This is a genomic window from Streptomyces lacrimifluminis, from assembly GCF_014646095.1.
GTDB lineage: Bacteria > Actinomycetota > Actinomycetes > Streptomycetales > Streptomycetaceae > Streptomyces > Streptomyces lacrimifluminis.
Window position 1 is genome coordinate 114,135 of record NZ_BMMU01000008.1, and the last position, 23,040, is coordinate 137,174.

At 70.1% G+C, this 23,040-nt stretch carries 19 protein-coding genes, 1 tRNA gene and 1 pseudogene; 18 read left to right on the top strand and 3 right to left on the bottom strand.

Annotation, left to right across the window (positions count from 1 at the left end; genetic code table 11):
• The first annotated feature begins 287 nt into the window (after positions 1–287).
• Both IEY89_RS14655 and IEY89_RS14660 read left to right on the top strand, forming a co-directional pair.
• The gene (locus tag IEY89_RS14655) at positions 288–1,697 is read left to right on the top strand and encodes an NAD-dependent malic enzyme (protein ID WP_189147814.1); all 1,410 of its coding nucleotides are present in this window, start codon (positions 288–290) and stop codon (positions 1,695–1,697) included.
• Positions 1,698–2,052: 355 nt separating this feature from the next.
• Positions 2,053–2,334 (top strand): HU family DNA-binding protein, encoded by a 282-nt coding sequence (locus IEY89_RS14660; protein ID WP_006374476.1) that lies wholly within the window; start codon positions 2,053–2,055, stop codon positions 2,332–2,334.
• A 162-nt stretch (positions 2,335–2,496) separates the two neighbouring features.
• Here IEY89_RS14660 and murA read toward each other — a convergent pair whose 3' ends face one another.
• Entirely contained in the window at positions 2,497–3,843 is a 1,347-nt protein-coding gene (murA, locus tag IEY89_RS14665) for a UDP-N-acetylglucosamine 1-carboxyvinyltransferase (protein ID WP_164407069.1), read from the bottom strand.
• A gap of 302 nt (positions 3,844–4,145) precedes the next feature.
• Between murA and IEY89_RS14670 the strand changes: the two genes are divergently transcribed.
• From IEY89_RS14670 to IEY89_RS14720, 11 genes are all read left to right on the top strand, one after another.
• Positions 4,146–4,721: a YqgE/AlgH family protein gene (locus IEY89_RS14670; RefSeq protein ID WP_189147815.1), complete on the top strand. Its 576-nt coding sequence runs from the start codon at positions 4,146–4,148 to the stop codon at positions 4,719–4,721.
• Positions 4,722–4,750: 29 nt separating this feature from the next.
• On the top strand, positions 4,751–5,047 hold the full coding sequence (locus IEY89_RS14675; RefSeq protein WP_053741615.1) for a DUF3039 domain-containing protein: 297 nt from the start codon (positions 4,751–4,753) through the stop codon (positions 5,045–5,047).
• 232 nt (positions 5,048–5,279) lie between these two features.
• Positions 5,280–6,605, top strand: coding sequence for an extracellular solute-binding protein (locus IEY89_RS14680; RefSeq protein WP_189147816.1), 1,326 nt, complete (start codon positions 5,280–5,282; stop codon positions 6,603–6,605).
• Positions 6,606–6,652: 47 nt separating this feature from the next.
• A complete protein-coding gene (locus tag IEY89_RS14685; RefSeq protein ID WP_189147817.1) occupies positions 6,653–7,570 on the top strand; it encodes a carbohydrate ABC transporter permease in 918 nt (305 codons plus the stop codon).
• Entirely contained in the window at positions 7,570–8,448 is an 879-nt protein-coding gene (locus IEY89_RS14690; protein WP_189147818.1) for a carbohydrate ABC transporter permease, read from the top strand. The genes IEY89_RS14685 and IEY89_RS14690 overlap by 1 nt, the downstream gene beginning before the upstream one ends.
• Before the next feature lies 1 nt (position 8,449).
• The gene (locus IEY89_RS14695; RefSeq protein ID WP_189147819.1) at positions 8,450–10,096 is read left to right on the top strand and encodes a beta-N-acetylhexosaminidase; all 1,647 of its coding nucleotides are present in this window, start codon (positions 8,450–8,452) and stop codon (positions 10,094–10,096) included.
• Positions 10,097–10,397: 301 nt separating this feature from the next.
• Positions 10,398–11,291 (top strand): FAD binding domain-containing protein, encoded by an 894-nt coding sequence (locus tag IEY89_RS14700; protein ID WP_189147820.1) that lies wholly within the window; start codon positions 10,398–10,400, stop codon positions 11,289–11,291.
• Positions 11,288–13,012 (top strand): 2Fe-2S iron-sulfur cluster-binding protein, encoded by a 1,725-nt coding sequence (locus tag IEY89_RS14705; protein WP_189147821.1) that lies wholly within the window; start codon positions 11,288–11,290, stop codon positions 13,010–13,012. Before IEY89_RS14700 ends, IEY89_RS14705 begins: the two co-directional genes overlap by 4 nt.
• On the top strand, positions 13,009–15,327 hold the full coding sequence (locus IEY89_RS14710; RefSeq protein ID WP_189147822.1) for a xanthine dehydrogenase family protein molybdopterin-binding subunit: 2,319 nt from the start codon (positions 13,009–13,011) through the stop codon (positions 15,325–15,327). The genes IEY89_RS14705 and IEY89_RS14710 overlap by 4 nt, the downstream gene beginning before the upstream one ends.
• Complete coding sequence (locus IEY89_RS14715) at positions 15,324–15,473, top strand: hypothetical protein (protein ID WP_189147823.1); 150 nt, start codon at positions 15,324–15,326, stop codon at positions 15,471–15,473. Before IEY89_RS14710 ends, IEY89_RS14715 begins: the two co-directional genes overlap by 4 nt.
• A 142-nt stretch (positions 15,474–15,615) precedes the next feature.
• On the top strand, positions 15,616–16,530 hold the full coding sequence (locus IEY89_RS14720; RefSeq protein ID WP_189147824.1) for an SUKH-4 family immunity protein: 915 nt from the start codon (positions 15,616–15,618) through the stop codon (positions 16,528–16,530).
• A gap of 38 nt (positions 16,531–16,568) precedes the next feature.
• Here IEY89_RS14720 and IEY89_RS14725 read toward each other — a convergent pair whose 3' ends face one another.
• Positions 16,569–17,102, bottom strand: coding sequence for a VOC family protein (locus IEY89_RS14725; RefSeq protein WP_189147825.1), 534 nt, complete (start codon positions 17,100–17,102; stop codon positions 16,569–16,571).
• A gap of 458 nt (positions 17,103–17,560) precedes the next feature.
• On the opposite strand from IEY89_RS14725, the pseudogene IEY89_RS14730 reads away from it, so the two are divergent.
• Positions 17,561–18,232: pseudogene (locus tag IEY89_RS14730) on the top strand (XRE family transcriptional regulator); the annotation flags it as partial.
• Positions 18,233–18,309: 77 nt separating this feature from the next.
• Here the strand turns inward: IEY89_RS14730 and IEY89_RS14735 are convergent.
• A tRNA-Cys gene (locus IEY89_RS14735) sits at positions 18,310–18,381 on the bottom strand.
• A gap of 264 nt (positions 18,382–18,645) precedes the next feature.
• On the opposite strand from IEY89_RS14735, the gene IEY89_RS14740 reads away from it, so the two are divergent.
• The 4 genes from IEY89_RS14740 (at position 18,646) to IEY89_RS14755 (ending at position 22,712) form a co-directional block, all read left to right on the top strand.
• Entirely contained in the window at positions 18,646–20,124 is a 1,479-nt protein-coding gene (locus tag IEY89_RS14740; protein WP_189147827.1) for an MFS transporter, read from the top strand.
• Positions 20,125–20,164: 40 nt separating this feature from the next.
• Positions 20,165–20,365 carry a ribbon-helix-helix protein, CopG family gene (locus IEY89_RS14745; protein WP_189147828.1) on the top strand — a complete coding sequence of 67 codons (201 nt, stop codon included), beginning with the start codon at positions 20,165–20,167 and terminating at the stop codon, positions 20,363–20,365.
• Positions 20,362–20,751: a type II toxin-antitoxin system death-on-curing family toxin gene (locus IEY89_RS14750; RefSeq protein WP_189147951.1), complete on the top strand. Its 390-nt coding sequence runs from the start codon at positions 20,362–20,364 to the stop codon at positions 20,749–20,751. Before IEY89_RS14745 ends, IEY89_RS14750 begins: the two co-directional genes overlap by 4 nt.
• Before the next feature lie 149 nt (positions 20,752–20,900).
• Positions 20,901–22,712 (top strand): DEAD/DEAH box helicase, encoded by a 1,812-nt coding sequence (locus IEY89_RS14755; protein ID WP_189147829.1) that lies wholly within the window; start codon positions 20,901–20,903, stop codon positions 22,710–22,712.
• Positions 22,713–23,040: the final 328 nt, after the last annotated feature.

The following is a 23,040-nucleotide window of genomic DNA, read 5'->3' on the forward strand; positions in this document are numbered from 1 at the left end:
CGTTGACGATGGCACCGGCTCGATCCAAGCCCCCGGGCCCAACCTTCGTCGCTACGAGCGACCACTTGCCGCGAGGCGAGCATGGCGGGTCGGTGCCACTGAACGTCGCAGTGCAGGAGAGGCCCACGTCACCAGTGACGTGGGCCTCTCCTGCACTGCGTTTGCCCTGAAGAACTTATTGAGAACAAAACGTTCGCAATCGAGGCCCCGCTACCAGCTACTCCGCGGTAGGTGCGACGATCGGACGGCAAACCAAGCATCAGGGTGAAAGCAGAAGGAAGTCGGCCATGGCAACGGCGCCCAGCGTCTCCTACTCGATCACGGTCCGGTTGGAGGTGCCCGCGAGCGGAACCGCGGTCTCCCAGATCACCACCGCCGTGGAGTCCTCCGGAGGCTCGGTGACCGGCCTCGACGTCACCGCCTCCGGCCACGAACTGCTCCGGATCGACGTCACCATCGCGGCGACCTCGACCGCGCACGCCGACGAGATCGTCCAGAAGCTCCGCGGTATCGAGGGCGTCAGCCTCGGCAAGGTCTCGGACCGTACGTTCCTCATGCACCTCGGCGGCAAGATCGAGATGCAGTCCAAGCATCCGATCCGCAACCGGGACGACCTCTCCATGATCTACACCCCGGGCGTGGCCCGCGTGTGCATGGCGATCGCCGAGAACCCCGAGGACGCCCGCCGCCTCACCATCAAGCGCAACACCGTCGCGGTCGTGACGGACGGCTCCGCGGTCCTGGGCCTCGGTAACATCGGCCCGATGGCCGCCATGCCGGTCATGGAGGGCAAGGCGGCCCTCTTCAAGCGCTTCGCCGACATCGACGCCTGGCCGCTGTGCCTGGACACCCAGGACACCGACGAGATCGTCGCGATCGTCAAGGCGATCGCTCCCGGCTTCGCCGGCATCAACCTCGAGGACATCTCGGCCCCGCGCTGCTTCGAGATCGAGGCCCGCCTCCGCGAGGCCCTGGACATCCCCGTCTTCCACGACGACCAGCACGGCACCGCGATCGTCGTCCTCGCCGCCCTCACCAACGCCCTGCGCGTCACGGGCAAGGCCATCGGCGACATCCGGGTCGTCATGTCGGGCGCCGGCGCCGCCGGTACGGCCATCCTCAAGCTGCTGATCGCGGCCGGCGTCAAGCAGGCCGTCGTCGCCGACATCCAGGGCGTCGTCCACGCCGGCCGCGCGGACCTGGTCAACGCGGCCCCGGACTCCCCGCTGCGCTGGATCGCCGACAACACCAACCTCGAGGGCCTCACCGGCACCCTCAAGGAGGCCGTGCGCGGCGCCGACGTCTTCATCGGCGTCTCGGCCCCGAACGTCCTCGACGGCGACGACGTGGCCGCGATGGCGGAGGGCGCGATCGTGTTCGCGCTCGCGAATCCCGACCCCGAGGTCGACCCGGCGATCGCCCGCCAGACGGCCGCCGTCGTGGCCACCGGCCGCTCGGACTTCCCGAACCAGATCAACAACGTGCTGGTCTTCCCGGGTGTCTTCCGCGGTCTCCTGGACGCGCAGTCCCGCACGGTCAACACCGAGATGATGCTCGCTGCGGCGAGCGCACTCGCGAACGTCGTCACCGAGGACGAGCTGAACCCGAACTACATCGTGCCGAGCGTCTTCAACGACAAGGTCGCGGGCGCGGTGGCGGGTGCGGTGCGGGAGGCCGCGAAGGCGGCGGCCGAGTAGTTCCCGGTTCCCCGTGCCGTGTATGTGACGGTTACCACGGGCCCTCGTACCGGCGCGTCGGGGGCGCACGGCCCCCGGGCGCCTCTAGGGTGGCGGCCAGGTTCAGCCTGTCGGTCCCGGCCGCTGACGCTTTCCGTCTTACTCCCAAGGGTGTGCGTGTGACTCCCCCAGGGGTTCCGGATTGGCTTTCCCGCCGCAGGTGGGGGCAGGATGCGTCTTCGGGCGTGAGGGTCCGACGGCGGACCCGGGTCCGGGGACCCACCGAGGACCCTGGCAGCATCGGCTTCGCTGTGCCCCCCATGCGGCTCCGCCGCGGGGCACGCCTCAACAGCAAGAAGAACACGGGAGTAACAACATGAACCGCAGTGAGCTGGTGGCCGCCCTGGCCGACCGCGCCGAGGTCACCCGCAAGGACGCCGACGCCGTTCTGGCCGCGTTCGCCGAGACCGTCGGTGAGATCGTCGCCAAGGGCGACGAGAAGGTCACCATCCCCGGCTTCCTGACCTTCGAGCGCACCCACCGTGCCGCTCGCACCGCGCGCAACCCGCAGACCGGCGACCCGATCGACATCCCCGCCGGTTACAGCGTCAAGGTCTCCGCGGGCTCCAAGCTCAAGGAAGCGGCCAAGGGCAAGTAAGGGCGCCTGTTCGCCGACATGGCTTGGCGCCATGGGCGACTGCGGGGCCGTCGTGGCTGGTCGCGCAGTTCCCCGCGCCCCTTGAGGGTGCTGCAGTTGACGCCGATGGGGCGGTCACCCGGGTTCGGGTGGCCGCCCCATCGGCGTTCGTACGTCTGGTGGCTATCCGAGGGCCTTGCCGGGCAGCTCGACCTTCGCGCCCAGTTCCACGAGCTTCTCCATGAAGTTCTCGTAGCCCCGGTTGATCAGGTCGATGCCGTGCACCCTGGACGTCCCCTGGGCGGCCAGGGCGGCGATGAGGTACGAGAAGCCGCCCCGGAGGTCCGGGATGACCAGGTCGGCGCCCTGGAGGCGCGTGGGGCCCGACACGACCGCCGAATGGAGGAAGTTGCGCTGGCCGAAGCGGCAGTGGGAGCCGCCGAGGCACTCGCGGTAGAGCTGGATGTGCGCACCCATCTGGTTGAGCGCGGAGGTGAACCCGAGGCGGGACTCGTACACCGTCTCGTGGACGATGGAGAGGCCGGTGGCCTGCGTCAGCGCGACCACCAGGGGCTGCTGCCAGTCCGTCTGGAAACCGGGGTGTACGTCCGTCTCCAGGGCGATCGACTTCAGCTGGCCGCCGGGGTGCCAGAAGCGGATGCCCTCGTCGTCGATCTCGAAGGCACCGCCCACCTTCCGGTAGGTGTTCAGGAACGTCATCATCGACCGCTGCTGGGCGCCGCGGACATAGATGTTGCCCTCGGTCGCCAGCGCCGCCGACGCCCACGACGCGGCCTCCAGGCGGTCCGGGAGGGCTGCGTGGTTGTAGCCGTCGAGCTTGTCGACCCCGGTGACGCGGATGGTGCGGTCCGTGTCCATGGCGATGATCGCGCCCATCTTCTGCAGTACGCAGATGAGGTCCTCGATCTCGGGCTCCACGGCCGCGTTGGACAGCTCCGTGACGCCCTCCGCCAGCACGGCCGTCAACAGCACCTGCTCGGTGGCGCCCACGGACGGGTACGGCAGCGCGATCTTCGTGCCGCGCAGCCGCTGCGGAGCCTCCAGGTACTGCCCGTCCGCCCGCTTCTCGATCGTCGCGCCGAACTGCCGCAGCACCTCGAAGTGGAAGTCGATGGGCCGGCCGCCGATGTCACAGCCGCCGAGACCCGGGATGAACGCGTGTCCGAGGCGGTGCAGCAGCGGGCCGCAGAGGAGGATCGGGATACGGCTCGACCCCGCGTGCGCGTCGATGTCGGCGACGTTGGCGCTCTCCACGTGCGACGGGTCCATGATCAGCTCGCCGGGCTCCTCGCCCGGACGGACCGTCACCCCGTGCAGCTGGAGCAGCCCGCGCACGACACGGACGTCACGGATGTCGGGGACATTGCGCAGTCGACTTGGCGCACTGCCCAGCAGGGCGGCGACCATGGCCTTCGGTACGAGGTTCTTCGCACCGCGGACACGGATCTCGCCCTCCAGCGGGGTGCCGCCGTGGACAATCAGTACGTCGTCTGTGCCGTTGACCGTCATGTATCTCGCGTTCCGATGAGTTGGGCGGGGAGTGTTGGCGGGCCCGTCGTACAGGACGCGGCCGTACAGGCACGCGCAGGAGCCGAAGAGCAAGGGTAAACGCCGCACACCCCCCTTCTGTAAGCCCAAGCGCCGCCCAGCCGTGTCATAGGTTTGCCACAACACGAACCGTTCGCCGCCGGGTACATGCCGTCACCGGCGCAGGCGCGCGCCCGCTCCGCTTCCGTACGCCCTGACCTGCCTTCACCCTGGTACCCCGATTGGCTCCCCTCAGAGGGGGAAGATGCGAGATCATGTCTGGCATGACCGAGGTGTCCTCGCTCACAGGGCGACTGCTCGTGGCCACGCCCGCCCTGGCGGACCCGAATTTCGACCGCGCGGTCGTGCTCCTTCTCGACCACGACCAGAAGGGTTCCCTCGGCGTCGTCCTCAACCGTCCGACCCCGGTGGACGTCGGGGACATCCTGGAGGGCTGGGCGGAACTCGCGGGTGAACCGGGGGTCGTCTTCCAGGGCGGCCCCGTCGCCCTCGACTCGGCGCTCGGCGTCGCGGTCATCCCCGGCGGCGGCGTGTCCGGCGAGCGCACCCCTCTCGGCTGGCGGCGCGTGCACGGCGCGATCGGCGTCGTCGACCTGGAAGCGCCGCCGGAACTGCTCGCGAAGGCGCTCGGGTCACTGCGCATCTTCGCCGGGTACGCGGGCTGGGGACCGGGGCAGCTGGAGACCGAGTTGACGGACGGCGCCTGGTACGTCGTCGAGTCGGAGCCCGGAGACATCTCCTGCCCGTCCCCGGAACGCCTGTGGCGCGAGGTTCTCAGACGCCAGCGCAGCGAACTGGCGATGGTCGCGACGTATCCGGACGACCCTTCGCTGAACTGAGGGGTGTGACCTTCAGTACCCTGGGCGCTATGAGCACTCTTGAGCCTGAGACCCAGCCCCAGCGCGGGACTGGTACGGGGACCCTCGTCGAACCGGCGCCGCAGACCTCGCACGGCGACGGCGACCACGAGCGCTTCGCCCACTACGTCCAGAAGGACAAGATCATGGCGAGCGCCCTCGACGGGACTCCCGTCGTGGCGCTGTGCGGCAAGGTCTGGGTACCGGGCCGCGACCCGAAGAAGTACCCGGTGTGTCCCATGTGCAAGGAGATCTACGAGTCCATGGGCTCCGGTGGCGACGAGGGCAAGGGCGACGGCAAGAAGTAGGCCGCGCTGGTTGGCCGTTCAGTAGTGCGAGGTCCCCAGGTGCGTTTTGCGCGCCCTGGGGACCTTTGTGCTGTCTGTCGTTGCACGGGATGCGTCGGCCGGTCACAGAGTGGTGGAGACGTGGTCAAGACCTCTTGTGGCCATGTCCGTGGAGTCCATAACCTCCGTGGTGTTGTGCAGAGCGAAACATCCATTGCGTATGTTGCAACGCTTTCACCGGAGGAAACGCCAGATGAAGCCCTCTGTCCGATCTGTTCGATCCGTCCGACTGGTCGCCCCCGTTGCCGCCCTGGCCCTCGCCGGGTTCACCGCCACCGCTTGTGCCCCCGAGACCTCCGACAACTCCTCCTCCGGCAAGGACGAGCAGACCGGCACCCTGCGCGTGTGGCTCTTCCAGGAGGTCGGCAACACCCCGAAGGAGAAGGTCGTCACGTCGGTCGTCGACGCCTTCGAGAAGGCCCACAAGGGGGTCGACGTCAAGGTCGAGTACATCCCCGTCGAGACCCGCGCCCAGCGCATCAAGGCCGCCTTCAACGACCCGAAGAGCGCCCCCGACGTCATCGAGTACGGCAACACGGACACCGCCGGCTATGTCGCCGACGGTGGACTCCTAGACGTCAGCAAGGAGTTCGCGGCCTGGGACGAGGCCACGGACACCGACCCGACCGCCCGTCAGTCCGTCACCGTCGACGGCAAGGTCTACGGCGCCCCCTTCTTCGTCGGCGTCCGCGCCCTCTACTACCGCACCGACGTCTTCAAGGAGCTCGGCCTCGACGTCCCGAAGACCATGGCCGAGTTGACCACGACCGCCCACGAGATCCGCGCGGCCGAGCCCGACCTGTACGGGCTCGTGGTCGGCGGCGCCTTCACCTATGGCGCGATGCCCTTCATCTGGGCCAACGGCGGCGAACTCGCCACCGGCCGAGGCGGTTCGTACGCCTCCGCCATCGACAGCACCGCCGCCCAGAAGGGCATCAAGGCCTACACCTCCCTCTTCGGCGACGACAACTGCCCCGCCGCCAAGTGCGCGGGCATGGGCGGCAACGACACCATCACCGCCTTCGCCGCGGGCAAGGCCGGCATGGCGATCGGCGGCGACTTCAACCACGCGGCCGTCCAGGCGGGCAAGGTCAAGGACGACTACGCGGTCGTACCGCTGCCGGGCGTCGAGGCCGGCTCGGTGGCACCGGCGTTCGCGGGCGGGAACAACCTCGGTGTGCTGAACAGCACTTCGCATCGCACGCTCGCCGTCGACCTCATGGAACAGCTCGCCTCCAAGCAGACACAGACCCGACTGTTCGACGCCATGGGCTTCCTGCCGACCTTCGCCGACGTGCGCGAAACCGTGGCCAAGAAGCAGCCGTACGTCGCGCCCTTCGTGAAGACCCTCGCCGCGGGCACCAAGTTCGTGCCGGCGTCGCCCGCCTGGTCCCGGATCGACTCCTCGCTGGTCCTGCCGACGATGTTCCAGGAGATCGTCAGCGGCAAGAAGGACGTCGCGGCGGCTTCCGCGGAGGCGGCGAAGAAGATGGACGACGCGTTCGGCTCCGCCGGGTGACGCAGAGTGCAGCGCCTAGTAGCTCGCGGGCTGATGAGCGTCGGCGGGTGCGGGTGGTCCGTGGCTTGTCCCGCAGTTCCTCGCGCCCCTCTGGTGGGTCCAGCACCCCTTGGTTGTATCTTGCCCCTGCTCTTGTGGTCCTTGGGGGGCTGCTCCTCTACCCCATTTACCAGCTCGGGCTGATCTCGTTCTTCCACTACACCCAGGCACAGGTCAGCGGTGGTCAGCCGGCCACCTTCGAGGGGTTCGGCAACTACCGGGAGATCTTCTCCGACGCCCAGTTCTGGCAGGTGCTGCTGGCGACGGTCGTCTTCGCGGCGGCCTGTGTGGTCTCCACGCTCTCCGTCGGCTGCGCCCTCGCGGTCCTGCTGACTCGTGTCCGTGCCCTGCCCCGCCTCGCGTTGATGCTGGCGGCGCTCGGCGCGTGGGCGACCCCCGCGGTCACCGGCTCCACGGTCTGGCTGCTGCTCTTCGACCCCGACTTCGGGCCGGTCAACCGGATGCTGGGCCTCGGCGACCACTCATGGACGTACGGCCGGCTCAGCGCCTTCCTTCTGGTGCTGCTCGAAGTGGTGTGGTGCTCCTTCCCGTTCGTGATGGTCACGGTGTACGCGGGCATCCGCGCCGTACCGGCCGAGGTCCTGGAGGCGGCGGAACTGGACGGCGCCTCCCAACTGCGCGTCTGGCGCTCGGTGCTGGCGCCGATGCTCCGCCCGATCCTGGTGGTCGTCACCATCCAGTCGGTCATCTGGGACTTCAAGGTCTTCACCCAGATCTACGTGATGACGAACGGGGGCGGCATCGCCGGCCAGAACCTCACCCTCAACGTGTACGCCTACCAACAGGCCTTCGCCTCCTCCCAGTACAGCCTCGGCTCGGCGATCGGGATCGTGATGCTGCTGATCCTGCTCGCCGTGACCCTCGTGTACCTGCGGCTGCTGCGCAGGCAGGGGGAGGAGCTGTGATGTACGGCAACGTTGTCCAAGCCGGCCGAGGTGTCCGAGGTGTCCGCCGCTTCGTACGGCGGCCCTGGCGACTGGCCGCCGAGGTGTCGGCGCTGCTGATCGCGGCCGTCGTCGCCTTCCCCCTCTACTGGATGGTGCTCAGCGCCTTCAAACCGGCCGGTGAGATCGAGTCGACCGAACCGCGCCCCTGGACGTCGGCCCCCTCCCTGGACTCCTTCCGGCGCGTCTTCGGGCAGCAGGAATTCGGCCGGTACTTTCTCAACAGCCTTGTGGTCGCCTGCTCCGTGGTCATCGTCTCGGCGCTGATCGCGTTTCTCGCGGCGACCGCGGTGACCCGATTCCGGTTCCGTTTCCGGACCACCCTGCTGATCATGTTCCTGATGGCCCAGATGGTGCCCGTGGAGGCGCTCACGATCCCGCTGTTCTTCCTCATGCGGGACTTCGGGCAGCTGAACACGCTGGGCGCGCTGATCCTGCCGCACATCGCCTTCTCGCTGCCCTTCGCGATCTGGATGCTGCGGGGTTTCGTGAAGGCGGTTCCGGAGGCGCTGGAGGAGGCCGCGTACATCGACGGGGCGAGCCGGTCGCGATTCCTGTGGCAGATCCTTTTCCCGCTGGTCTTCCCGGGGTTGGTGGCCACCAGCGTGTTCTCCTTCATCTCGGCCTGGAACGACTTCCTGTTCGCCAAGTCGTTCATCATCAGTGACACCTCCCAGTCGACGCTGCCGATGGCTCTGCTGGTCTTCTACAAGCCGGACGACCCGGACTGGGGCGGCGTGATGGCCGCCTCCACGGTGATGACGATTCCGGTGCTGGTGTTCTTCGTACTCGTACAGCGCCGACTGGTGTCGGGGCTCGGTGGAGCGGTTAAGGACTGACGTGACTGAACTGATTCCGGCGCCCTTGCGGGACGTCGGCAACGCGGGCGGCTTCGTCCTCGACGAGACCACGGTGATCGACGCCGGGCCCGGCACCGAGGCGACAGCGCGCTGGCTGCGCGGTGTCCTGGGGGCTGCGACGGGCCTCGCGCTGCCGCCCGGAGCGGGGGCCGCGGGCGAGACCGTCCGGCTGCGGGTCCTGCCCGAGGACGCCGGTCACCTGGGCCCCGAGGGCTACAAGCTGTACGTCGACGGGGACGCCGTCTCCCTCCACGGCGGCGGGCCGGCCGGGGTGTTCTGGGGCGCGCAGACGCTCCGTCAACTGCTCGGCCCCGATGCCTTCCGGCGTGCCCCTGTCACTCCTGGCCGACAGTGGCTCGTCCCCGGCGTATTCGTCGAGGACACCCCCCGTTTCCGCTGGCGTGGCCTCATGCTGGACGTGGCCCGGCACTTCATGCCCAAGGAAGGCGTCCTGCGCTACCTGGACCTGATGGCGGCGCACAAACTCAACGTCTTCCACTTCCATCTGACGGACGACCAGGGCTGGCGCGTAGAGATCAAGCGGTACCCGAAACTGACGGAGGTCGGCTCCTGGCGGGCCCGGACCAAATTCGGCCACCGGGCCTCACCACTGTGGGAGGAGAAGCCGCACGGTGGCTTCTACACCCAGGACGACATCCGCGAGATCGTCGCCTACGCCGCCGAGCGGCATATCGGCGTGGTCCCCGAAATCGACGTACCGGGGCACTCGCAGGCCGCCATCGCCGCGTATCCGGAACTCGGCAACACAGACGTCATCGACACCACCTCCCTCTCCGTCTGGGACAACTGGGGGATCAGCCACAACGTACTCGCCCCCACTGACAACACCCTGCGCTTCTACGAGGGCGTCTTCGAGGAAGTCCTCGACCTGTTCCCGGCGGGCGCGGGGAACTTCTCGGAGTTCGTCCACATCGGCGGCGACGAGTGCGCGAAGGAGCAGTGGCGGGAGTCGCCCACCGCGCAGGCCCGCATCGAGGAACTCGGGGTCGGCGACGAGGACGGGCTCCAGTCGTGGTTCGTACGGCACTTCGACACCTGGCTCACGGAACGCGGGCGCCGGCTCATCGGCTGGGACGAGATCCTGGAGGGCGGCCTCGCACCCGGCGCCGCCGTCTCCTCCTGGCGCGGATACGCGGGCGGCATCACGGCCACGCGCGCGGGTCACGACGTCGTCATGTGCCCCCAGGAGCACGTGTACTTGGACCACCGTCAGCACGGAGGCGCCGACGAACCCGCCCCCATCGGGTACGTCCGCACCCTTGAGGATGTCTTCCGCTTCGAGCCGGTTCCGCCGGAGTTGGGCCCCGAGGAGGCCCGGCACGTCCTCGGCACGCAGGCCAACCTGTGGACCGAGGTGATGGAGGACACCGGGCGGGTGGACTACCAGGCCTTCCCTCGGCTGGCCGCCTTCGCCGAGGTCGCCTGGAGCGCTCTGCCCGCGCCCGCCGAACGGGACTACGCCGACTTCGAACGCCGGATGACCGCCCATTACGGGCGACTTGACGCCCTCGGCGTCGGTTACCGGCCGCCCGCGGGGCCGCATCCGTGGCAGCGGCGGCCAGGCGTCCTCGGACGTCCGATCGAGGGGACGCCCCCGAACGTGTGAGGCGGACCGGGGCGCGGCGTGTCCCCGCGCGCGTGCCCCGAAACTCTTTCCCCACAGCACCCCATGAGGCCTCATGAGGAGAAACGCGCACAAAAGTCAACGAAGCGTGCCAATCGGAACTGATCGGCGATGCCGTGTGAAAACGGACCATCCCACTGGTGAGAGGGGCGAATGCCTCCTAGCGGACCCCTGCGTTCGGGTCTCGCGAGAATGTGCCAGAGTTGCCACGTCCGCCCTGTCAGCACGTACCGTACGGCAACACAGGTGGGACCAGGTGGGGCAGCGGGAAGGGGCAGCCGGTTTGACCACGCACGCACCGCAGGCGGCGCAGGCCGTGACGCTGCCCGCCTCGCTGGACGAGGCCGTCGCGGCGCTCGCCGCCATGCCGGCGGCCGTCCCCGTGGCGGGCGGCACCGATCTCATGGTCACCGTCAACTCCGGGCAGCTCAGGCCCGCCGCACTCGTCGGCCTCGGCCGGATCAGCGAGATCCGGGGCTGGCAGTACCAGGACGGCCACGCCCTGCTCGGCGCCGGCCTCACCCACGCGCGGATGGGCCGCCCCGACTTCGCCGCCCTGATCCCGGCCCTGGCCGCCTCCGCGCGCGCCGCGGGCCCGCCGCAGATCCGCAACGCGGGCACCCTGGGCGGCAACATCGCCACGGCCGCTCCCACGGGGGACGCGCTGCCCGTGCTGGCCGCTCTGGAGGCGACGCTGATCATCGCGGGCCCCGGTGGCGCCCGCCGTGAGATCCCGGTGTCGCACCTGCTGGCCGGGGTGGAAATGTTGCGTGCCGGTGAACTCATCGGCTTCGTGCGCGTGCCCCTGCTGCACGCGCCCCAGGTCTTCCTGAAGGCCACCGGACGGACCGGCCCCGGGCGCGCCCTCGCGTCCGTCGCGCTCGTCCTCGACCCCGCCCGGCGTGGAGTCAGGTGCGCCGTCGGCGCCATAGCGCCGATGCCGCTGCGCCCCCTGGACGCCGAGCAGTGGGTCGCCCGGCTCATCGACTGGGACAACAACCGCACGATCGTCCCGGAGGCACTGGGTGCCTTCGGCGAGTACGTCGCCGCGGCCTGCATCCCGGACCCGGTTCCGGCCGAGGACGGCTCCGTACCATCGCTTCCGCCCGCGGTCCTGCACCTGCGGCGCACCGTCGCCGCGCTGGCCCGACGAGCACTGGGGAGGGCTCTGTCGTGACCGACGACCAGTACGGCGACGACCAGTACGGCGACCCGCGCGGGAGCCGGCAACAGGAGCAGCACGGGGATCAGCGCGCAGAGGGCGCGCCCCGGGGCGCGGGCCGCTGGGACCCGCTGCCCCAGGGCGACTACGACGACGGCGCCACCGCCTTCGTGAAGCTCCCCGAAGGGGGCATCGACGCGTTCCTGGCCTCCGTGGACAGCCCGCTGGCCGCGCCCGGCCACGGGTACGTGCCCCCGCAGATAGCGGCGGCGCCGGGGGCCGAGGACGGTTCCCCGGACGCGCCGGGCGCGTGGGGGACGCCGCCCGCGCCCCCCGGGGGCACCCAGTGGCCGGACCCGAACGCCGTGCCCCAGGAGGCGCAGCGGCACGACGGGTTCAGCTACGACCAGAGCTCCACGGGGCAGTGGGCCTTCGACCAGGGAACGGGTGCGCCGGACGCCGCCGCCTCAGGGGCCGCGGGCCGCGAGGTGACCGGGGAGTGGCGGATCCCCGTCGCCGGTGGTGACCTTCCGGACGAGTCGGGTGAGTTCAGCACCTCGGCGCTGGTCGAGCAGTGGGGCGGCACGCCGCCCGCCACGCTCCCCGGCGGCGCGTCAGCGCCCTGGGCGACGGAGGCCCCGGCACAGCCCTGGTCGCCCGGACCCGGCCCGGAGCCGGAGTCCGACCGTACGAACGGCGCGGGGGCGACGCACGCGCCCGAAACAGCGCACGAAACGGACGGGGCCGGTCGCGCTGCCGACGGGATCGGTCACCGGTCCGACGCCCCCGGTCACACCGCCACCGAAGCCGGTCACGCGGTCGCGGACGAGGGTCAGGACCCCGCCGCGGTCACCCCCGGCCCCGAAGAGGCCCCTGACGGCCTCGCAGAGGCCGCCACGGAGTCCGACCCCGCTCCTGGGCCGGAAACCTCGCCGGAGGCCGCTGAGGGGGCCGTGGAAGGCGAGCCGGAGGCGGACACCGAGGCATCCGGTGCCACGGCGACCGCCACGGAGCCCGCCGAGAAGCCCGCCGCGGAGCCCGACGCGGCCGATCCGGCCGAAGACGCCCCCGGACTGCCCGGTGAGGAACACCCCCTCGCCTCGTACGTGCTGCGCGTCAACGGCTCCGACCGGCCCGTCCCCGACGCCTGGATCGGCGAGTCGCTGCTCTACGTCCTGCGCGAGCGCCTCGGCCTCGCCGGTGCGAAGGACGGCTGCTCCCAGGGCGAGTGCGGGGCCTGCAACGTGCAGGTGGACGGACGGCTCGTCGCCTCCTGCCTGGTGCCCGCGGTCACCGCGGCCGGCAGCGAGGTCCGTACCGTGGAGGGCCTCGCCACCGACGGGCAGCCCTCGGACGTCCAGCGGGCGCTCGCCAAGTGCGGGGCCGTGCAGTGCGGTTTCTGCGTCCCCGGGATGGCGATGACCGTGCACGACCTCCTGGAGGGCAACCCGGCCCCGACCGAACTGGAGACGCGCCAGGCCCTGTGCGGCAACCTGTGCCGCTGCTCCGGCTACCGGGGCGTCCTGGAGGCGGTCCGCGAGGTCGTCGCCGAGCGCGAGGCGCACGCCGCCGACGCCGAGGGCGAGGACGGCGAGGCCCGCATCCCGCACCAGGCCGGACCGGGCGGGGGCGGCGTCAACCCCTCCGCGTTCGACGCCCCGGGCTTCGAGCCCGCCCGGAACCACGACTCGCACGCGTACGACCAGACTCACGGCCAAGACGGAGGCCAGACGTGAGCAACGAAGCCGCCACCGCCACCGCGACCACGGCCGCGGAGGCCGCCCCCGACGCGGAGGCACTCCCGCACGGCCTCGGCGTGTCACTGCCGCCCGCCGACGCGCGCGCGAAGACGGAGGGCACCTTCCCGTACGCGGCCGACCTGTGGGCCGAGGGCCTGCTGTGGGCCGCCGTACTGCGCTCACCGCACCCGCACGCGCGCATCCTCTCCATCGACACCACCCACGCGCGGGAGATGCCCGGCGTACGGGCCGTCGTGACGCACGAGGACGTACCCGGGGTCGAACTGCACGGCCGTGGCAGAGCCGACCGCCCGATGTTCGCCTCCGAGGTCGTACGCCACCACGGGGAGCCCATCGCCGCCGTCGCCGCCGACCACCCGGACACCGCGCGCATGGCGGCGGCGGCCGTCATCGTCGAGTACGAGGTACTCGACCCGGTGACCGACCCCGAGCAGGCTTTCGAGGCCGAACCGCTGCACCCCGACGGCAACCTGATCCGGCACATCCCGCTGCGCCACGGCGACCCGGACGCGGTCGGCGAGATCGTCGTGGAGGGCCTCTACCGGATCGGCCGCCAGGACCCGGCCCCCATCGGCGCCGAGGCGGGCCTCGCGGTACCGCGCCCCGACGGCGGCGTGGAGCTGTACCTCGCCTCCACGGACCCCCACGCCGACCGTGACGCCGCCGCCGCCTGCTACGGCCTGGAACCCGAGCGCGTGAAGGTGGTCGTCACGGGAGTCCCCGGCGCCACCGCCGACCGCGAGGACCAGGGCTTCCAGCTCCCGCTCGGCCTCCTCGCCCTGAAAACGGGCTGCCCGGTGAAGCTGACGGCGACCCGCGAAGAGTCCTTCCTGGGCCACGTCCACAGACATCCCACCCTCCTGCGCTACCGCCACCACGCGGACACCGACGGCAAGCTGGTGAAGGTCGAGGCGCAGATCCTGCTCGACGCGGGCGCGTACGCGGACACCTCCGGGGAGGCCCTCGCGGCGGCCGTCTCCTTCGCCTGCGGCCCGTACGTCGTCCCCAACGCCTTCATCGAGGGCTGGGCGGTGCGCACCAACAACCCGCCCTCCGGCCATGTCCGCGGCGAGGGCGCGATGCAGGTCTGCGCGGCCTACGAGGCCCAGATGGACAAGCTGGCCAAGAAGCTGGCCGTCGACCCGGCGGAGCTGCGCCTGCGCAACGCGATGGCCACCGGGGACGTACTCCCGACCGGCCAGTCCGTCACCTGCCCGGCCCCGGTCGCCGAACTCCTCCAGGCGGTACGGGACTTCCCGCTCCCGGCGCTTCCCAAGGACACCCCCGAGGAGGAGTGGCTGCTCCCGGGCGGCCCCGAGGGCGCGGGCGAACCGGGCGCCGTCCGACGCGGCGTCGGCTACGGCCTGGGCATGGTCCACATGCTCGGCGCCGAGGGCGCGGACGAGGTCTCGACGGCCACCGTCAAGGTCCACGACGGCATCGCCACGGTCCTGTGCGCGGCCGTGGAAACAGGCCAGGGCTTCACCACGCTGGCCCGCCAGATCGTCCAGGAGACCCTGGGCATCGACGAGGTCCACGTGGCCCCGGTCGACACCGACCAGCCCCCGGCCGGCCCGGGCGCCCGGGGCCGCCACACCTGGGTGTCGGGCGGCGCGGTGGAACGGGCGGCGAAGATGGTCCGCACCCAGCTGCTCCAGCCCCTGGCGCACAAGTTCGGCATGTCCACGGAACTGCTCCAGATCACCGACGGCAAGATCACCTCGTACGACGGTGTCCTGTCGACCACGGTGACGGAGGCGATGGACGGCAAGGAACTCTGGGCCACCGCCCAGTGCCGCCCCCACCCCACGGAGCCACTGGACGAGGCGGGCCAGGGCGACGCCTTCGTCGGCCTCGCCTTCTGCGCGATCCGCGCGGTGGTGGACGTCGACATCGAGCTGGGCTCGGTACGCGTGGTGGAACTGGCGCTCGCCCAGGACGTCGGCCGAGTCCTCAACCCCGCCCAACTGGCGGCCCGTATCGAGGCGGGCGTCACCCAGGGCGTCGGCATCGCGCTCACGGAGAACCTGCGCTCCGCGCGCGGGCTGATCCGCCACCCCGACCTCACGGGCTACGCTCTCCCGACCGCCCTGGACGCCCCGGACATCCACATCGTCAAACTGGTCGAGGAACGGGACGTGGTGGCCCCCTTCGGCGCGAAGGCGGCGAGCGCGGTACCGGTGGTGACGTCCCCGGCGGCCATCGCCTCGGCGGTACGCGCGGCGACCGGCCGCCCGGTGAACCGCCTCCCGATCCGCCCGCAGGCGGCGGTGGTGACGACGACACCATGACGGCTCCGACTCCGAATCCGACTCCGACTCCGGAGGAGCCGCAGCGCTACGAGCCCGGGCCGACGCCCGGCAAGGTGCTGGTGTGGGTGCTGCTGTTCCTGGTGGCGGCGGTCGTGGTCGTCGTGGGTGGCGTGTACTTCGGCTGAGGTCTTTTTATGCTCCCTTGCAGGTCAGGGGCGGTTGTCAGTGGTGCCGCGTAGTGTTCTGGTCAGTGGGAGGGCCTGCCGGGCAGCGGACGTTTTCGACGTCACGCCGGGGGCCTGCGAACAACCATGCGCGGGGGAAACCATGAGCACGACGATCACTCCGACCAGGGACGAGTACGAGTCGCTGACGCGCGTGGAACTGCCGTTCGGCAGGGGCCGGTCGAGGTGCGGCGCACTGCGCACCGGGGCTGTGCGGACCGGGGCCCTGCGGACGGTGGTGAACTCGACGGGAGAGACACCCTCGACGCAGCTCCCGCGCAACCGCCCCGCCCCGACGAACCGGCGCCGGCCGACGTCCTCCCTGGAGTTGCTGCTGCGGTTCGCGGCGGCGACTGAGGAGATGACAGCCGCGCGACGCCAACTGGCTTTCTCCGTAGGCCCATCCGGCCCCCGGACGCTGGCGGAGACGTCCCGGCACCTGCTGACGGTGTTCGCGCAGGGCACCGGCGGTGGTGGTGATGTGCTGCCGTACTGGAAGATGGCGGCCTCGATCCGCCCGCTGGCCCGGATCGCGGCCTCCGGCGCGGAGTCGGGCCTCGCCCTGGACCTGCCCGCCCGGCTCCTTGAGCAGGCGTTCGGCCACGCCAGGGTGGCGCGCTTCGAGGACGTCGACTTCCCGGCACCCCTCACCCACGAGCCGACGCGCCGCTTCCTCAGCGGCACGGGACTCCCGGAGGACGGCTCCCTCTTCCAGCTGGACACGGAGATACCGCTGCCGACACTCGCCGAGTACTGCGCGGACGAGGACACGGCAGCGGAACTCCCGCAGGGAGCGGGCGACTTGATCCGCCTGGGCCACTTGGGTCACCAGGGCGGCCTGGCCGAGGGCAACAGCCTGGTGCTGGACGGCAGAACGGGCACGATCCTCACCTGGAACGAGCCCGAGACCACGCTTCACCCCCTGAACACGGACATCTCGACCCTCGCGTACACCCTGTGGCTGATGCACCGGGCGAAGACGATCGACTTCGACGGCGAGGCGGGCAGGGTGCTCTGAACGCGGGGCAGTCGCCACCTACCGTTCCTTGGCTCGCGTCAGCCGGTTTTCCGGACGGGCGTACTGCTGCGCCCGTGCTCTCGACCAGCGAGCTCGGCGTCGAGCGTCTCCTGGGCCACGCGCATGGCCTCGGCGTACACGGGGTCCTGCAGCCGCCTCCACATCTCGTCCTCGGCGACGTCCTCGACGTGGCTGACCACCCACCAGATGTTGCCGAAGGGGTCCTTGACGCGCCCTCCGCGCTGCCCGAAAGCGTTGTCCGACATGGCGGTGACGACCTGGCCGCCGGCGGCGACAGCTCGTGAGAACGCCTTCTCCGCATCGGCGACGAACACGCGCAGCAGACTCGGCATGACGGGCCAGTCCGCATGCCGGTCGAAGGCAAGCACAACGGTGTCACCGACCCGGATCTCCCCGTGCCCGACCGAGCCGTCCTCCGTCAGCACCCGCCCGAGCTCCTCCCCGTCGAACACCTGGGCGACGAAGTCGAGAAAGGCCCCCGTGTCATCGGTGACGACCCAGGGCGCGACGGTGGTGTAGCCCTCCGGGGCGATGTTGGGTTGCTTGGACATGGGGGATCCTCTCGCCGATGTTGGTTGTGCCAGCAACGACGCTAGGTGGGGTATAGGCCTGTTTCTGTCCTAGACGCAGCGAACTTGAGTCGCGACAGGTCTCCCCCGGGGCCGGAGAAGGGGCAGTCGTTCACAGCCACATAGCGGCTACGTCTCTCCGGTCCAGGTTCGGTTCGGCTCCCTCTCCCAGGGCGAGGGAGCGTCTTTGTGGGGCCGCCATCCTGTGGGCACTTCGCTCCCCGGCGGTGCTCCCTGTTGCTCCCACGTGGACCAACGGCGATAGCAGCTCTGTAGCCATGCCTCAGCGCCGGCACGGCTGTCCCATTCGAGAGGGAGAAGCGTGGCCGGGTCCTCGTCGTCAGGGAGCGTGCAATAACCCCACATCTGTAAGTCGAGGATGACCCAACGCTTGTGGTCTGGGGTCATCGTGGGCACGTAGCGACTAGGCATGAACAGAAGGAGAGCCCAATGACGCCAGCAAGCGGCTCGTCCAGCGCTGGGAAGCAGGCACGACAGGTGCTCCCCGAGCTGTCTACGCAAGGGCCCTGGAGCGAGTCACGGGGCGACCGATCGACCCTTTGGGCTTCGCGACCCCGGTGGCGGTGGCGAGCGTCCGCAGCGACGGCCATGGTGGCCATGACCTGGAGTCGTCATCGGTTACCGCTCCCGGTGCTGTGCCCAAGCGGCAGACGGAGACTCGGAAGCCGAGCGGGAACTACTCGGGTATCTGGGTCAGCCGCTACGAGTTCTTCTCCAGCGGACGCGACAGCAGCTTCACTGGCCTCCACTACGTCGTGCTCTTGGAGCACGGCAACAAGCTCACGGTCCGCTCTCTGCCGAACGGCTCCCTGAACCCCAACTCCCCACTCTCCATGGACCTGACCGTTGATGGAAACGTGGTCACGGGCACGTGGGTGGAGGAGACGGCGATCGACGGGTACTACGCGGGTGCGCGGTATCACGCTGCCATTCAGATGCTCATCGAGCCCACGGGGCGTCGGATGCAAGGTAAGTGGATCGGGTTCGGCAGGGAATTCGACGTGAACACGGGTCCGTGGATACTGGAGTTCAAGGACGCTTCCACCAACAAGGAATCCCTGGAGAAGTGGAACGTACGGCCGGAAGCCTGACAGGTCGGGGGCTGAGACGGATGATTGGAAGGGGGTCTGAGGAGTCCACCCTCCCAATCATCCAGTCAGGGCATCAAAGGCCGTGGCGGGAATCGAACCCGCGTAATTCGCTTTGCAGGCGAATCCCTGAACCACTCGGGCACACGGCCGGGTTGGGAGCGGAGGGTGGGGGTGGTCCTGGTGACCGTTTCCCTGATCCGTTCCGAACTTCGTGACTTGACCGTAGGGGCCGGGAGTGTGGGGGATCAAGGGAACCGGGCGCGCTGCAACGGGACTGCCATACGCCGTTCATGAACCGGGGCGGGGGAAGGGCAGGGTCGGTCGGCGGCCGGTGGTCGTACGACCATGGTCCCGGGTGGGGTCCCTCCCTCCGACAGGGGTCAAGGTGGGGGACGACCCTTACGCTGGCCTTCATGACCTCACTGGAACCGGGCGACACCGGCGTCGCTGACGACACCGCCGACGAGACCGCCGGCGCGGACAACCCTTTGGCTGCCGTACCCGGTGAGGGGGTGCTGGGGCGTTCCTATCGGGCGCTCAGTGTCGGGATCGTCTCCGTCGTGCTGCTGATCGCCTTCGAGGCGACCGCCGTGGGGACGGCCATGCCCGTCGCGGCGCGGGAGCTGGACGGGGTGTCGCTGTACGCGTTCGCGTTCTCCGGGTACTTCACGACCAGTCTCTTCGGGATGGTGCTTGCCGGGCAGTGGTCGGATCGGAAGGGGCCGCTTGGGCCGTTGACCACCGGGATCGCAGCCTTCGCCGCCGGGTTGTTGCTGTCCGGGACCGCCGGGGTCATGTGGCTGTTCATCGCCGGGCGGGCCGTGCAGGGGCTGGGGGGCGGACTGGTGATCGTCGCCCTGTATGTCGTGGTCGGGCGGGCCTATCCGGAGCGGTTGCGGGCCTCGATCATGGCCGCGTTCGCCGCCAGTTGGGTCGTGCCGTCGGTCGTTGGGCCTCTTGCCGCGGGTGCCGTCACCGAGCACCTCGGCTGGCGCTGGGTGTTCGTCGGGATTCCGGTCCTCGTCGTCTTTCCGCTCGCCCTCGCGCTGCCTCAGATCCGGCGGCTGGCCGGCGGGCCCGTGAAGGCGGGGGAGCGGGGTGCGGAAGGGGGCCGGCGTCGTATTCGGCTCGCCCTTCAGATTTCCCTCGGCGCCGGGCTGCTTCAGTACGCGGCCCAGGATCTGCGGTGGTTCTCGCTCCTTCCCGGGCTTCTGGGCGTCTCGTTGCTCGTGCCCGCCGCGCTCGGGCTGCTTCCCCGGGGGACCTATCGGGCCGCGCGCGGGCTGCCGTCCGTTGTCCTGTTGCGCGGAGTCGCCGCGGGGGCGTTCATCGCTGCCGAGTCCTTCATCCCGCTGATGCTCGTCACGCAGCGGGGGCTGTCGCCGACCATGGCCGGGTTCTCGCTCGCCGCGGGAGGCGTTACGTGGGCGCTGGGGTCGTCCGTGCAGGCGCGGGCGCGGATGGAGCCGTATCGGGAGCGGCTGATGACGGTCGGGATGGTCGTGGTCGCCGCCTCCATCGCAGCCGCGCCCGCCGTGCTGATCGACGCCGTGCCGGTGTGGACCCTCGCGGTCGTGTGGGCGTTCGGGTGCTTCGGGATGGGGCTCGTCATCGCCAGCACCAGCGTGCTGCTGCTTCAGCTCTCCGCCCCCGAGGAGGCCGGCACCAACTCCGCCGCCCTGCAGATCTCCGACGGGCTCTCCAACGTGGTGTTGCTGGCCGGCGGGGGTGCGGCCTTCGCCGCGCTGGGTGGGGGGACGGTGGCCCATGCCTCCGCCGCGTCGGGCGGCGGCTCCCATCCGGGTGCCTTCGCCGCGGTGTTTCTGCCGATGGCGGGGGTGGCGTTGGTGGGGGCTTGGGTGACTACGCGGGTGCGGGTCGCTTCTTCCTGAGTGGTGCCAGTCTGGCCCTATTTGCCGATACCGTTCTGGTATGGCTATGAACCTGCGCCTCCGTGATGACCAGACGCCAGCTCTGAAGCTGCGTGCCGAGGCGGAGGGCGTGAGCATGCACGCCATCGTGCTGAGGGCTTTGGACGACTACCTGGCCAGAACAGCTCACGAAGCGCTGGTCCGTAGAGCCGCCAAGGAGCAGACCGCCAAGTGGGCCGAACTGTTGGAGCGGCTGAAGTGACGTACGTCTATCTGTCGGCCGAAGACGTTCTGGGCATCGCCGGACTCGCTGTCGAGGGTCGGCGCGTCATAGTGCGCGACGTGGGTCTCGTGGCGGCAGCCGCACATCGTCCCTCGGCCACACCGCTCGGGCAGGAGGCGTACACCGACCTGTTCGACAAGGCGGCGGCGTTCCTGCAGTCGCTCGCGATCGACCGCCCTTTCGTCGACGGCAACAAGCGCACCGCGTGGACGTCCTGCGTCGTCTTCCTGGCGCTGAACGGCGTTCAGCTGCGGCCGGACATCGATGCCGCCGAACGTCTGGTGATCGCGGTGGCCTCCGGCAGCGTGGACGAGGTCAAGGTCATCTCCGAGGTGCTGCGAGACCTGGCCGAGCCGTCGGTGTGAGCTGAGTCCCATCCCTGGACACCCTCGCGTCGTACGCACGTTGACAGCCCCGGGCCGCCGGTAGGGTGGCCCGGTTGTCATACGTAGCCCCAGCCGTCGCTGTGGCTGCAGCCGCCGCAGAGCCGCCCGACCCAGCACCCCCGGAGACCGTGACTACCACCGCAGCCAGTGCCGCCACGACTGTCGCCTCGAACCATCAGCTCTCGCCCGCCTTCCCCGGCCGTGCCCCCTGGGGCACCGCCAGCAAGTTGCGTGCCTGGCAGCAGAAGGCGATGGAGAGGTACCTCAAGGAGCAGCCGCGTGACTTTCTCGCCGTCGCCACTCCCGGCGCCGGCAAGACGACGTTCGCGCTGACGCTCGCCTCCTGGCTGCTGCACCACCATGTCGTGCAGCAGGTGACCGTGGTCGCGCCCACCGAGCATCTGAAGAAGCAGTGGGCCGAGGCGGCGGCGCGGATAGGGATCAAGCTCGACCCCGAGTACAGCGCCGGGCCGCTCAGCAAGGAGTACCACGGCGTCGCCGTCACGTATGCGGGTGTCGGCGTGCGGCCCATGCTGCATCGCAATCGCTCCGAGCAGCGCAAGACGCTTGTCATCCTCGACGAGATCCATCACGCCGGGGACTCGAAGTCCTGGGGTGAGGCCTGCCTTGAGGCCTTCGAGCCCGCCACCCGGCGGCTCGCGCTCACCGGTACGCCGTTCCGCTCCGACACCAACCCCATTCCCTTCGTCACGTACGAGGAAGGGAACGACGGGATCCGGCGGTCCTCCGCCGACTACACCTACGGGTACGGGAACGCGCTGGCCGACCACGTCGTGCGGCCCGTCATCTTCCTCTCCTACAGCGGACAGATGCGGTGGCGGACGAAGGCGGGGGACGAGATCGCCGCCCGGCTCGGCGAGCCGATGACCAAGGACGCCGTCTCGCAGGCCTGGCGTACGGCCCTCGACCCGCGCGGCGAGTGGATGCCCAGCGTGCTGCGCGCCGCCGACAAGCGGCTGACCGAGGTGCGGAAGGGCATCCCGGACGCCGGGGCGCTCGTCATCGCCACCGACCAGGAGTCCGCCCGCGCCTACGCCAAGCTCATCCGGGACATCACGGGGACCAAGGCGACCGTCGTCCTGTCCGACGACACCGGCGCCTCCAACCGCATCGACGAGTTCGCGCACAACGACTCCCGCTGGATGGTCGCCGTCCGCATGGTGTCCGAGGGTGTTGACGTGCCGCGATTGGCGGTCGGGGTGTATGCCACGACCATCTCCACCCCCCTCTTCTTCGCCCAGGCCGTGGGGCGCTTCGTGCGTTCCCGGCGGCGCGGCGAGACCGCCTCCGTGTTCCTGCCGACCGTCCCCGACCTCCTCACCTTCGCCAACGAGATGGAGGTCGAGCGCGACCACGCCCTCGACAAGCCCAAGAAGCAGGGCGAGGAGGACCCGTACGCCGAATCCGAGAAGGAGATGGAGGAGGCGAACCGGGAGGAGGACGAGGACACCGGCGAGCAGGAGCAGTTCTCCTTCGAGGCGCTGGAGTCCGACGCCGTCTTCGACCGGGTGCTGTACGACGGTGCCGAGTTCGGCATGCAGGCGCACCCGGGGAGCGAGGAGGAGCAGGACTACCTCGGGATCCCGGGGCTCCTGGAGCCGGACCAGGTGCAGATGCTGCTGCAGAAGCGGCAGGCCCGGCAGATCGCGCACAGCCGTAAGAAGCCCGACGACGAGGCCGACCTCCTCGAACTGCCCGCCGAGCGCCGGCCCGTGGTCTCCCACAAGGAGATGCTGGAGCTGCGGAAGCAGCTCAACACCATGGTCGGCGCGTACGTCCATCAGACCGGCAAGCCGCACGGGGTCATCCACACCGAGCTGCGGCGCGCCTGCGGCGGGCCGCCGAGCGCGGAGGCGACCGCGGGACAGTTGCGACAGCGCATCGCCAAAGTGCAGGAGTGGGCCACCCGGATGCGGTGATCGCCCCACCGACGGCCCGCGTTTCCGGTGAGAGGGCGTGTGCGGTCGCGCACGCGCCGTTCATATCGGGAGGAAGCGGAGTAGTCCGTACCGCGGAGTGACCGGATTCTGGACGCAGCCTTCCGCTGAGCGAACCGCCTTCGCTACTGTCCCCGCAACGCACACGTCCCGTGGCAGCGCCGCCGCGGAGCGCAGTCGTGAAGCGACAGTGTCCGGGAGAGCCCCGGACCGCCGCCGATCGGCCGCCTCTGACGCGCGTCGCCCACGGGACCGGCGACGCGACCGCCGCCAGGGAGCAGCCGACCTCACCACGTGAAGGAGTGGGCGT